At 34.6% G+C, this 13102-nt stretch carries 9 protein-coding genes; 1 reads left to right on the top strand and 8 read right to left on the bottom strand.

The window, feature by feature from the left end; genetic code table 11:
• Nucleotides 1-93 precede the first annotated feature (93 nt).
• Nucleotides 94-1269 (top strand): dicarboxylate/amino acid:cation symporter, encoded by a 1176-nt coding sequence (locus tag PBN93_RS06290; RefSeq protein WP_077404299.1) that lies wholly within the window; start codon nucleotides 94-96, stop codon nucleotides 1267-1269.
• Nucleotides 1270-1398: 129 nt separating this feature from the next.
• On the opposite strand, the gene PBN93_RS06285 is transcribed toward PBN93_RS06290, so the two are convergent.
• Genes PBN93_RS06285 through PBN93_RS06250 form a run of 8 tightly spaced genes read right to left on the bottom strand, consistent with a single transcriptional unit; the run spans nucleotide 1399 to nucleotide 13098 of the window.
• Nucleotides 1399-3036: a sulfatase family protein gene (locus PBN93_RS06285; RefSeq protein ID WP_271081696.1), complete on the bottom strand. Its 1638-nt coding sequence runs from the start codon at nucleotides 3034-3036 to the stop codon at nucleotides 1399-1401.
• A 2-nt stretch (nucleotides 3037-3038) separates the two neighbouring features.
• A complete protein-coding gene (locus PBN93_RS06280) occupies nucleotides 3039-3968 on the bottom strand; it encodes an alpha/beta hydrolase (protein WP_077404293.1) in 930 nt (309 codons plus the stop codon).
• A 9-nt stretch (nucleotides 3969-3977) separates the two neighbouring features.
• Nucleotides 3978-6242, bottom strand: a complete 2265-nt coding sequence (gene bglX, locus PBN93_RS06275; RefSeq protein WP_271081695.1) for a beta-glucosidase BglX — start codon at nucleotides 6240-6242, stop codon at nucleotides 3978-3980.
• 52 nt (nucleotides 6243-6294) lie between these two features.
• Nucleotides 6295-7083 (bottom strand): carboxylesterase family protein, encoded by a 789-nt coding sequence (locus PBN93_RS06270; RefSeq protein WP_077404286.1) that lies wholly within the window; start codon nucleotides 7081-7083, stop codon nucleotides 6295-6297.
• A complete protein-coding gene (locus PBN93_RS06265) occupies nucleotides 7073-8455 on the bottom strand; it encodes a glucoamylase family protein (protein ID WP_271081694.1) in 1383 nt (460 codons plus the stop codon). Before PBN93_RS06265 ends, PBN93_RS06270 begins: the two co-directional genes overlap by 11 nt.
• Nucleotides 8445-9782: a glucoamylase family protein gene (locus PBN93_RS06260; protein ID WP_077404280.1), complete on the bottom strand. Its 1338-nt coding sequence runs from the start codon at nucleotides 9780-9782 to the stop codon at nucleotides 8445-8447. The genes PBN93_RS06265 and PBN93_RS06260 overlap by 11 nt, the downstream gene beginning before the upstream one ends.
• Nucleotides 9783-9809: 27 nt before the next feature.
• Nucleotides 9810-11534 carry a LamG domain-containing protein gene (locus PBN93_RS06255; protein ID WP_271081693.1) on the bottom strand — a complete coding sequence of 575 codons (1725 nt, stop codon included), beginning with the start codon at nucleotides 11532-11534 and terminating at the stop codon, nucleotides 9810-9812.
• A gap of 13 nt (nucleotides 11535-11547) precedes the next feature.
• Entirely contained in the window at nucleotides 11548-13098 is a 1551-nt protein-coding gene (locus PBN93_RS06250; protein WP_271081692.1) for a RagB/SusD family nutrient uptake outer membrane protein, read from the bottom strand.
• Nucleotides 13099-13102: the final 4 nt, after the last annotated feature.

Here is a 13102-nt window from a genome sequence, read left to right as displayed (position 1 = left end):
AACCTAACTAGTTAATAAGTAACTGTTATAATAAATTAGTGACTAGCTTACTTAGGTTATATTTGTGTTTTTTATAAACATAAAAACTAGGCTATGCTTAAAAAAATTACTTCAAACTTATTATTTAAAGTATTTATTGCAATTATTTTAGGTATACTTATAGGTTTGTATTTGCCAGAATCTATAAATAGGTTATTTAACACTTTTAAAGCTGTTTTTAGTCAGTTTTTAGGCTTTGCAATACCGTTAATTATTTTAGGTTTAATTATGCCTGCAATTGCAGATCTTGGCAAGGGAGCAGGTAAATTATTACTTATTACAGCCGCTATAGCATATGGGTCTACTTTATTCTCGGGGTTTTCAACCTACTTTGTAGCATCAGGCTTTTTCCCTTCATTTATAGAACCACAAACCGTACAAAATGTTGGTGAAGGTGTAGAAAAATTAAGTCCGTTTTTCTCTATAACAATTCCTCCTGTATTAGATGTTATGTCTGCCTTAGTACTGGCATTTGTAATTGGTTTAGGATTGGCATCACAAGGAGAAAGTAGCTTAAAAAAAGTAGCTAACGATTTTCAAAAAATAATAATGATGGTTATAGAGAAGGTAATTATTCCTTTATTGCCATTATATATTCTTGGTATTTTTTCTGCCATTGCTTATAATGGTCAGGTAGAGTCTGTACTTAGTGTGTTTTTAAAAATTATAGGAATTATTTTTATAATGCACTTTTTACTAATGTTAGTACAGTTTATTATAGCTGGTGCAATAACCAAACAAAATCCAGTAAAAGCACTACTTAATATGGCTCCTGCATATTTAACAGCTTTGGGTACACAATCTTCTGCTGCTACCATACCAGTTACGTTACAGCAAGTACAAAAAAATGGCGTATCTCCTAAGGTTGCTAATTTTGTTGTGCCACTTTGCGCCACTATACATTTAGCGGGTAGTACAATGAAAATTGTTGCCTGTGCAGTAGCACTTATGCTTATGCAAGGTTTAGATTTTAATTTTACAATGTTTGCTGGTTTTGTAATGATGTTAGGTATAGCAATGGTTGCTGCACCAGGAGTTCCTGGAGGTGCAATTATGGCTGCGGTAGGTATATTACAAACAATGTTGGGTTTTAACGCAGAGGCACAAGCATTAATGATAGCACTTTATATTGCAATGGATAGTTTTGGTACTGCCGCAAATATTACTGGTGATGGTGCAATTGCACTTATTGTAAATAAAATAGTGACTAAAGAGGAGGTAATAGCGTAAAACGTTAATACAACTTTGATATTAAATTAACATTTAAGACCATAAAAACCTTAACATTTGCGTTAGATTAATTGTTCTTTTATTAATCTAATTTAAGTCAGTTAAAGTCGGTGTGTAAATACCGACTTTTTAACTTTTAGGTATGCCTCTAAGTTTTTTAAATTGTTTGTATGCCTTGTTTACGTCTTCTTTTTTGGCTTTTGTAAACTCTTTATTAGTTATTTTATATTCTTTTTGAAGTTCTTTCAATTTAGTATGCATTAGTTCAATTTCTTTTGCATAAGTAGTATTATTAATTTGGTTAATCTGCTCTTTTGGGTCTGTTTCTAGATCGTAAAATTCCCAAACATCAATATCATCATAAAAATGAATAAGCTTATAACGTTTTGTTTTAATACCATAATGTTTTTTTACCATATGAAAAGCAGGATAGTCATAGTAGTGGTAGTAAATAGCGTCTCTAAAATCGTCTTCATTTACTGTACCATCTAACAAACCTTTAAAGGATATTCCCTGCATATTTTCAGCTTTATTAGGTATGCCAGCAAAATCTAAAATAGTGGGTGCATAATCTAAATTTTGTACCATAGCGTTTATTTTTGTACCTGGTTTTATGGTTTGTGGGTATTTAATAAGTAAAGGTGTCCTAAAAGAGTTTTCATACATAAAACGCTTATCAAACCAACCATTTTCGCCCATATAAAAACCTTGGTCAGAAGTATAAACAACAATAGTATTTTCCTCTAAATTATTGGCTTTTAAATAATCTAATATTTCGCCTACTCCTTCATCTACAGATGCAATAGTTGCCATATAATCTTGTAAGTACCTTTGTCCTTTCCATATAGCTATTTCCTCGTTACTTAGTTTGGCTTTGTAAAAGGCGTTGTTTTTAGCTATATATGCACTATCCCAAATTGCTCTTTGTTTGGTAGACATACGCTCAAAATCTGTTTTCCAAGGATTGTGGGCCAGTGTAGTTTTGTTTAAGCCACTAGATAGTTTTAAGTCGTGACCCTCATACATATCTTTATAAATGGTTTGTTGCTGTGTACTACTTGCATTTTGATTGCTAAATTTAGGAAAATAAGAAGTAGGTAAGGAAAAAGTAACCGAGTCATATTTATTTAAATGACGAAGTGCTGGCATCCAATTTCTATGTGGTGCTTTATGTTGTACCATTAAAAAGAAGGGCACACTGTCTTTTCTTTTGTTTTTAAGCCAATCTATAGCATCTGCAGTAATTAAGTCTGTAGCATAGCCTTTAACACGGGTAGTGTCTCCATTTTCAATAAAATCTGGATTGTAATAATTTCCTTGATCTACAAGAATTTTCCAATTATCAAAACCTTGTGGGTAATCATGCAAATGCCATTTGCCCATTAAGGCTGTTTGGTAGCCTTCATTTTTTAAAATTTTAGGTAGCGTTTCCTGGTCTCCATTAAAATGATCTCCATTTTGTCTAAACCCATTTATATGACTGTGCTTGCCTGTTAAAATAACAGCCCTACTTGGTCCACAAATAGAATTTGTTACATAGCTGCTATTAAAAATTGCACCTTCTGTAGCAATTTTGTCTATATTGGGTGTTGGAGCTAATTTGCCAATAGAATGGTTGTAAGCACTAATTGCTTGTACAGCATGATCATCAGACATAATAAAAATAATATTAGGCCTTTTGTGTACTTGCTTTTTAGGAGGTTCTTTTTGTTTACAGCCAATAATAGCTAGTACTAAAACTACAATATAGAACTTCTTCTTAAGCATAATTAATTTTTGTGCTTTACTTTAATTGTACTTTGTATGTTTTGTTTTTCTAAAACATTTTGTTTAATAAACTTGGCAATAAGGTTGGTGTAACTGTATGGTATACTAGCCCAATTATGTGTACCACTCTTGTCTACAACAAGTGTGTGTGCAACATCTAATTGCTCTAGTTTTTCTGCAATGGTTAAGGAGCCGTCTAACATAATAAAACCTGCCTTATCTTCTTCACATAAATGATGAGGTGCGGTAGAATAGGGTACCAAATTATCCTTAACTCCATGAAATAACATTGTTGGTATTGCCGTATTTTTTGTAATGTAATTTGCATTTACTATGGCACCTGCAAATGATATTACTCCTTTGTATTTAATAGTAGCGTAGGGCAATTTTTTAAAGCTAAATTCATTTTTCATAAATACAGTATTTAATACCGCCTCTGCACCAGCGCTACTTCCAATAAGTATTATATTTTCTGGGTTAAATTCAAGCTTATCTTTTTTATCAATTAAAAACTGCGTTGCTTTTAAAATATCCTTAGAAACCGATACAAATGTTTCTATTTTTTGGTCTGCCGGACAATTACAACTAAAACCAAGCGGATTACCTTTACGCACCAGTCTATAGCTTATAGAGGCTACAGCGTAGCCTCTTTTTGCCATATCTTCGCAAAATTTTATTTCTGATGGATTATCGCGCTTTCCCCCACTGAAACCGCCTCCGTGAACTAAAATTAGCAAAGGTTTTTTGGTAACGGTATCTTTTTTAATGCTGTAGAAATCTAGTTTTAACGTGTCTGCATAGGTATATGTTTTCATTTTAATGTCTGAAAATACCTTTTGCTCATACCTTGTTTGCGAATTACCAATAGTAGTTGTTAGTACAATTAATATTAAAAAAGTAGCACGTTTTAAAAAAGCTAAATAAATACGCATATGTATTAATTATTTTAGGGTTAAAGTTGCCTTTAATTGGGCGTTAGAATTTGTCCCTACAAATATCTCAAAATCTCCAGGTTCCGCAATAAAGTCTAAAGTGCTATTGTAAAATTTAAAATCGTCTGCCGTAAGTATTAATTCTACTGTTTTAGATTCTCCTTTTTTAAGAAATACTTTTTTAAAGCCTTTTAATTGTCTCATTGGTGGTGTAATACTGCGCACAACATCCCTTAAATATAGTTGTACAACTTCTTCACCATCAAAATTACCAGTGTTTTTTACAGTAACAGAAACGGTTACATCTTGTCCTTGTTCAATTTCTTTTTTAGATAGGTTGATGTTCTCATATGCAAATGAAGTATAACTAAGTCCGTAACCAAAAGGTAATAAGGGCGCATTTTTAACATCTAAATAATTGCTTTTAAATTTTTCAAAGGCCTCAGTTGGTGCAGGTCTTCCAGTATTTTTTATACTATGATAAATAGGAATTTGCCCTACATTTCTTGGCCACGTAGCAGTTATTTTTCCAGACGGATTATAATCTCCAAAAATAACATCAGCAATAGCATTACCTGCTTCTATACCAGGGTGCCAAACTTGAAGAATACTAACAGGAAGGTTAAATTCTTCTTCAATGGTTAACGGTCTACCGCTCATTAATACCATAACAACAGGCTTGCCTGTTTTTACTAATGCTTGTATTAATTTTTTTTGATTAGCAGGAATAGAGATATCTGTTCTACTAGCGGCTTCACCACTCATCTCTGATGCTTCACCTACAACGGCAACAACAACATCAGATGTTTTAGCAAGGTCTAATGCTTCTTGCAAAAGTTCTTGAGATGACCTTTTATCAATATCTACACGTGTTCCAAAAACATTTACTTTTTTAGCCAGCTCGGCATCATCTGTAATATTAGCACCTTTGGCATATGTTATTTTTGCCTTTGGCGCAACACTTTTAAAACCTTCTAAAACAGGAGTAGATAATTGCGGATCTCCTGTAGGAGCCCATGTACCCAACATATTATTTTTATTGTTTGCTAAAGGACCAATTAATGCAATATTGGCTGTTTTACTAAGTGGTAATACGTTGTTATGGTTTTTAAATAATACAAACGAACGTTTAGCAGCATCCCTTGCAAATGCTTTATTAGCTTTAGTTAAAATGTCTTTTTTAGGTCTTTTAGTATCAATATATTTATAAGGATCATCAAAAAGGCCAAGTTTGTATTTTGCTTCTAATATTCTTCTACAAGCATTGGTAATTTCCTCTTCAGTAACACGACCTTCATTTAAAGATTTTTTAAGCGTAGTTAAAAAACCTTCTCCCACCATATCCATATCTAAGCCAGCTTTTAAAGATAAAGCAGATACATCTTGTAAATCTCCAAGTCCGTGAGCAATCATTTCATTAACAGAAGTGTAATCTGAAACTACAAAGCCTTTAAAGCCCCATTTTTTACGGAGTAAATCTGTAAGTAACCATTTGTTGCCGCTTGCAGGTATGCCGTCTACATCGTTAAAAGATGTCATTATACTTGCTGCGCCAGCATCTATACCGGCTTTGTATGGTGGTAAATATTGATTAAACATTTTTATTTTACTCATATCAACAGAATTATAATCTCTACCAGCCTCAGCAGCTCCATAAAGTGCAAAGTGCTTAATGGTAGCTATCATAGTATTTTTAGATGTTAAATCTGTTCCTTGGTAGCCTTGTACCATTGCTTTTGCAATAGCAGAGCCCAAATAGGGATCCTCACCAGCACCCTCTGCAATTCTTCCCCAACGCGGATCACGAGCCACATCTACCATAGGAGAGAAGTTCCAGTTAATACCATCTGCAGTAGCTTCCAGAGCGGCTGTTTCAGCCATTTTTTTAATCAAATTCATATCCCAACTAGCGGCAGTGCCAAGCGGAATGGGAAAAATTGTTTTATAACCGTGAATTACATCAGACCCAAAAAACAAAGGAATTTTTAATCGGGTTTCTTTTACGGCAAAGTCTTGTGCTATTTTAAGTTTTTCTGGACCAGATATACCAAACATACCACCAACCTCAGCAGCTTTAATTTTTTCTTCAACGTTACTACTAACAACAGAGCCCGTGGCAATACCACCACCTGGTGTTACTAAATTTAGTTGTCCTATTTTTTCGTCAATAGTCATTTTTGCAAGTAAATTTTCTATAAAAGGAACTTTAGTTTGCCCTATTGCTAGAAAACTGCTGCAAAAGGTGAGCATTAGTAGTAATTTTGTTTTTTTCATATACTATATTTTATTCCCGTGGTGGGTTTGTTTTTAATTTTTAAGAATGATTTTAATTTAAAGAATGAGAAAACAACCAAGACAACAATAATGGTTCTGCAAATGCAGGATCCCAGCTGTTATGGTTTGCGTTTTCAAACAATGTAAATCTAGGTTTACCTTTAGCTTTTAATATGGCAGAAACCATTGTTAAAGACTCTTGCGGACTTACTACATTGTCTTCTGCGCCATGAAAAGCCCAAATAGGAGTTTTTGTAGCATAGTTTACAACGGCTTTTGGGTCACCACCACCGCAAATAGGTATAGCAGCCGCAAAAGTGTTGGGTTTTCTGTACAATATCTCATATGTTCCCATACCACCCATAGATAACCCCATAACATATACTTGGTGTTTGTTACTGTATTTTTTAGAAGAAATACTATCTAACAAAGCCATTGTTAAGGCTAAAGATTTTGTAGGTCCTTTTTTATATTTAAATTTTAAACTTATGGGACTTTTTTTTCGGTTCACTTTTACTTTAGACCAGTAATCATTTTCTGCACATTGAGGAAAAATTACAATGGCAGGAAAATCTGTTTTTGCTATTTCTGATGTAAATAATTTACTCCCGTGTGTTAATTGTTTTTTATTGTCATTACCACGTTCCCCTGCACCGTGCAAAAATAAAAGCACAGGGTATTTTTTGTTTTCATCAAAATTTTGTGGGTATAGTATTCTATACAATAATGTGTCGGTATTTTGTATAAAATGTTTTTTTTGGTATGCTTCTGTATGTTGTGCGTTTATGGTAAATACAACAAAAGCAAATAACAGTATAGTACTTAAATTTTTAGTTTGCATAGTTAAAATCTAGTTTATCTAGTCCGTTTTTTACATCAGTATTTTGCATAAATAATTCCCAAAGAAGTCCGGTTCTGTAATTCTCTATCATAAGTATAATTGGCCCTTGGTCTATAGCTAAATACTGTTCTGCAACCCAATAATTATATTCCGGACTAAAGGCATCATAAAACCCAGCAGGCCCTAATAACTTGTCCTTATTTTTATAAAAATAATGTAGCGCTTGTAAAGACTCTGTTGGCGTATAAGGTAAAGAGCTAATTGCTGCAGTTGGTGATATAACACCTGTATCGTTAGAAGGACTATGAGCATTATACCCAATTGTACCATCTGAATTTCTGGTATAGCTGGCTGTTAAACCCCAACAATCTTTACCATAATCTTTAAATTGCTTTGGATTTTCTACACTATAACTATAGTTTACTTTGGCGTGATTTGTATTCACGTTCCAGTAATTTAAATACTCGTCTGATAATCCTTTAGGGTTTAGGCCCAAATACGAATAATGTGCCCAAAATAAGGGTCCGCCATACTCTTGGTTGCCAGCGTGTTTAGCTAATAAAGGAAACCCATATTTTGTGTTGGCAGATGTAATTGAACCGTTAGATGCCCAACCGTTTGTATACACCTCTTTAGAAATTGAATAATTTGGTGAAGCGGCTGCTAAAACATATGTAATTAAAACTTCATTGTATCCTTTTAGCTCTAGGTTTATTGCAAAATTGTTATTAGGAGACCAGTGCCAATACAGCGTATTTTCATTTTTTGTGTACCAGTCCCACTCAACACCTTTCCATAATTCATCTGCTTTTGCTGCTATAGCTTTTTCTGTATCTGTGCCGTTTTTTAAATATTCTTTTAAGCAGATTAAACCTTGAGTTAAAAAAGCAGTTTCTACCAAATCTCCTCCATTATCTAATGCACTAAACGGTATAACCGCAGCCGTTTCTCCGTTAAGCCAATGTGGCCAGGCACCGTGAAAACGATCTGCTTTTTCTAAAAAATCTAAAATTTTAGAAAACCTATCTAACCCTTGGTCTCTTGTAATAAACCCTCTTTCTATACCCACAATAAGCGCCATAATACCAAAACCTGTACCACCTGTTGTAACCGTATTTTTACTATTATTTGGGTCGTTAGGATGGTATCGCTCTCTTGCTGCACCAGAATTTTCTTCAGCAAAATCCCAAAAATATTTAAAGGTTTCAGCCTGTGTAATATCTAGCAACTCCTCATCTGTTATTGTAGGTGTAGAAATTGGATCGTCATCAGTAGGAAATTCAATTGGAGTATACTCGTAATCATCTCCGCTTTTGCACGAGATAATTACAAGTATAAGAAATGTTGTAAAAAGACTATTTTTAATTGTCATTTTTGTGCGTTGTAGAGAAACCTAGTTTTTCTAATCCCTTATGTAAGTCTTTATTTTTCATAAATAAATTCCATAATAAACCTGTTCTATAGTTTTCTATCATTACAGGAATTGGGCCTTGGTCTATAGCTAAATAGCGAGGTAAAGACCAATCACTTTCCAAGCTAAAAGCATCATAAGGACCATACTTACCAACAAGCGAATCTTGTTCTGTATACATATAGCGTAAAAACTGTAAACTCTCTTTAGGTGTGTATGGCATAGAAGATAAAGCTGCTGTTGGTGATATTACGCCTAAGTCGTTATCTGGTCTGTGGCCAGCATAACCTTTAACAGAATAGCTAGATGTTAATCCCCATAAATTTTTGCCGTAACCCTTATACTTATTCGGGTTTTCTACTGCGTGTCTGTAGTGTATTTTAGCGTGATTAACATTTAATTTCCAATAGTCTGCATAGGCATCTGTTAATCCTTTAGGGTTTAAACCTAAGTATGAATAATGTGCCCAAAATAACGGACCAACAGGAGATGCATCATGCTCATAATGGTTAAGTTCTGTTTCTAAACCATAATAAACAGTGTCTTTTGCGATTTGTCCGTCTAAAGCCCAACCTTTATCATAAACATCTTTAGAAACAGGATGTGTTGGTGATGCAGCAGCTAATATGTACATAATTAAAGCCTCATTGTAACCACCAACAGGAAAATTCATTTTCCACGCTACATTAGGGGACCAGTGCCAGTATAAGGTGTTTTCTCCTTTAGTGTACCAATCCCATTCTACTTCTTCCCAAAGTTGCTGAATTTTAGCAACTAGTTTTTGTTCACGTTCGCCTCCATTAGCGTAATACTCTTTTACTGTTAATAGACCTTGAATTAAAAAGGCAGTTTCTACTAAATCTCCACCATCATCATACGTACTAAAAGGAGCAACTTTACCACTAGGCAATAACCAATGTGGCCATGCACCATGAAAACGATCTGCTTTTTCTAAGAAATCTACAGATTTTTCAAATCTAGATAATGCTTCTTCTTTAGTAATATAACCACGCTCTGCACCAACAACTATAGCCATTAATCCAAAACCGGAACCACCAATAGTAATTATATCTTTATCATGTGTTGGGTAAATACTGTCTAAATGTATACGCTCTCTAGCAAGTCCAGAAACAGGTTCTGCTCCATCCCAAAAATAGCTAAAGGTTTGTTTTTGTACAGAGTCCATTAAGGCTTCATCTGTCCAAACTTGTTTTTGTATTTTTTTTGGCTTGTTGTTGCATCCTGTTAATAAGGATGCAACAGCCAATACTACTAAAAATAATCTCATAAATATGAATAACTAAAAATGTATTTATTATAAATCTGCGTCTCTAATAGACTGTATTTCTTGTTGTGAAAGTGCTTTGTTGTAAAGGCGTAGTTCGTCTATAGCACTGTTGTCTGACTTATGATCCCAGTAACTAAATGTTTCACCACCAGAACCCACTGTTATAAGGTCACAACCTGTCCAGTCTATAGGAGCAGCTAAGTCTGCAGAATTAACAGGAACACCATCAAAATAAATAGTGCTTTTTGTAGCAGAAACAACTAAGGTTACAAATACCCACTCTTGGTCTGCAACGTTAATAATGTCACCATCATTCCAACTTTCATCAGTACCAATACCAATATTTGCTTTAATTCTTTGTTCTGTGTCACTACCTTCTCTAAATAACCTTAGTCCTTGAAAACGATCATCAGCATCATCACCAATAACTAAAATTCCAGCTCTGTCTGGGGTTGCATTTACTTTGTACCAGAAAGTTGCGCTAAACTCTGAGCCACTTAATAAGTTATTTGCAGGATAAGTTATATAAGAATCTGTAGTACTTGCAAAGGCGTTACTACCAATAACACTTTCATCTGCAAATCCTGGAGAACCAACTACGGTAGCCTCTTGAGCCGTAAATTTATTTTTTGTGTCGTTATCAAAAGCAGCGTAGAACATTTCCCCATCATAAACACCTGTGTAAGGGTTAGTAACGTTTATCATATTTTCTATATCGCTAGTGGTAAGTGCTTCGTTAAAGAAACGTAGCTCATCAATAGCACTGTTGTCTGACTTATGGTCCCAGTAACTAAAAGTATCTCCGCCGGCACCAATAGTAACAGTATTACAATTTGTCCAATCTACAGGTGCTGCCAAATCTGCAGTATTTACTGCAACACCATTAAAAAAGATTGTACTCTTGGTAGCAGAAACGGCAAGTGTAATATATACCCATTCTTGTTCTGCAACATTAATAACGCCACCATCATTCCAGCTTTCTCCTGCTCCTGTACCTACATTAGCTTTTATTCTTTGCTCAGCGCCATTACCTTCTCTAAATAATCTTATACCCTGAAAACGGTCTTCTGCATCATCACCAATAATTAAAATACCCGCTCTGTCTGGACTAGCATTTACCTTATACCAGAATGAAGCACTAAACTCTGTAGCGCCAATTAAACCCTCTGTAGGATATTCTAAATATGCATCTGTAGCGCCTGCATATGCATTGGTGCCAACAACACTTTCTCCAGCAAAATTAGGGTTGCCAACTTTAGTTGCTGCTTGTAAACCAATAAGATCTATATAATCACCATCAAAAGGCATATATAAGGTTTCTCCGGCAAACAATGGTGTATAGGCAGGTTCTTTTTCAAAGTTTACAGAAGCTTCAGTGGTTTTACCTTCTACATCTGTTGCCGTAATTGTTAGTTTATGTGTGCCATCAACTAAATTATCATAAACAAGATCATCTATTAAAACACGTCTATAGTCTTTAAAACTTGTAAAAGATTGTATTGTATTATTATCTATGGCAACATTTATAGATGCAACTTCTATATCATCTGTAACTTCAAAATCTATTACAATAGAAGTAACAATGTCTAGCACCTTAATTTTTGTACCTTCTGTAGGGTAATTTATTTTAACTTCTGGAGCAGTTTCATCTGCACCTGCAGCTACTTGCGTTATGTTATCTATACCTTGGTCACAAGAATAGAAAAACAATGTGCAAACCATACAGGTTAAAATGTATTTTAAATTTTTCATTGCGTTTAGTTTTTTAGTTTGATGAGTTCCCTAAAATTGGAAATTGGTCTACCTGAGGTTGTGGGTAAGGAAGGTAAACTTTGTCTTCGGAAAATGTTCTTCCGTCATAGCTTAACTCGCTAAATCTGCCTAGTCTAACCATATCGTAATAGCGTTTGCCCCATTCCATACCTAGTTCGGCAAATTTTTCATCTATTACATTGTCTAATGTTACACCTGTAAGAGATGCCATACGGGCTCTTTCTCTTACCAGGTTTACAGCACTATCTGCAGTTATAGAAGTTGCTGTTGCTCCTTGTGTAATGGCTTCTGCATACATTAATAGAATTTCTGCATAACGTATAACATTGTAGTTTTTGTTACTACCATATTCTGTTCTGCCTTCTATTAATTGGTTTGATGGCAAATAGTGTTTACCACTAGAAAAAAGGGCTCTAGAATAGTCGTTTATAACATCACCATCTCTAGTAGTATTAGTTACAAAACTTGGTAAAGTACTGTAATTAGGGTCTGTTTGAAGCTCGGCAATACCACGATCTGTAAAAAGTACGCTAGTTTCTAAACGTACAGATTCTCCGCGGTCTAACATAAACTTTATAAATTTGATGCTAGGCTCATAAAAACCCCAGCCAGATGCAGCACCAGTAACAGCCGGAGTCCAGTTTTGCGGGCCATAAGGAGCAAATAAATGTCCTTCTCTATCACCTTCACCTTGTCCAAAATCTGAATATTGTAAATCTAAAATACTCTCATCACTTAATTTACCAGGAGTTTTAAAAAGCTCATAATAATCTGTAAATAAACTAAACTTACCAGAATTAATTATTTGTCCAGTTGCAGCAGCAACTTCTTGGTAATTTTTAAGTTCTTGGTTAGCCAATGCTTTTATAGCTAAAGCAGTATATTTTGTGACCCCTCCAGGGATATCTATACGCTCATTAGGTCTTGCGTCTGGTAAAAATGAAATTGCTTCATCCATCTGGTTAGATATATGTTGCATAACCTCATCCTTAGTAGGTAACTCTGTAACGTTTAAAAGTGCGCCAGTGTCTGAGGATTCTGGAATAAAAACGTCTCCCCAAACCTGAGAAATTTGAAACAACATCATTCCTCTTAAAACTTTAGCTTCTGCAATGTATTGGTTTCCTTTATCAATACCGTCTGCATCTGCAAACTCTTGGTAACGTGCTATTTGTTCCATAGCTGTATGCGCTGTAATAACATCTACATATACGTTTTCCCAAAGAGAATTGTACATCCAATAATCTTTGTTATAATTAAAAAGATCAGTTTCGGCAAAATCTTGTTGGTCACCTAAACCACCAGCATTAACATCGTCTCCACGAACAGAAATTAATAAAGGTTGTTCCCATCCACGAGATTGAAAAGCATCGTAAACACCAATGATAGACAATATCATATCCTCGGTTTTTGTAAAATCTGTACCACCAGCAAAGTTGTTGTTTTCCTGTGGCTCATCTAACTTGTCTGAACACCCAACAAACACTGATGCAATAAATGCTAGTATAAGTAGAAGTGATATATGTTTTTTATACAGTTTCATAAGT

It is taken from the genome of Cellulophaga omnivescoria (genome assembly GCF_027915275.1).
GTDB lineage: Bacteria > Bacteroidota > Bacteroidia > Flavobacteriales > Flavobacteriaceae > Cellulophaga > Cellulophaga omnivescoria.
The sequence above is the reverse complement of the archived record's forward strand: the minus strand, read 5'-3'. Positions and strand labels throughout refer to the sequence as shown.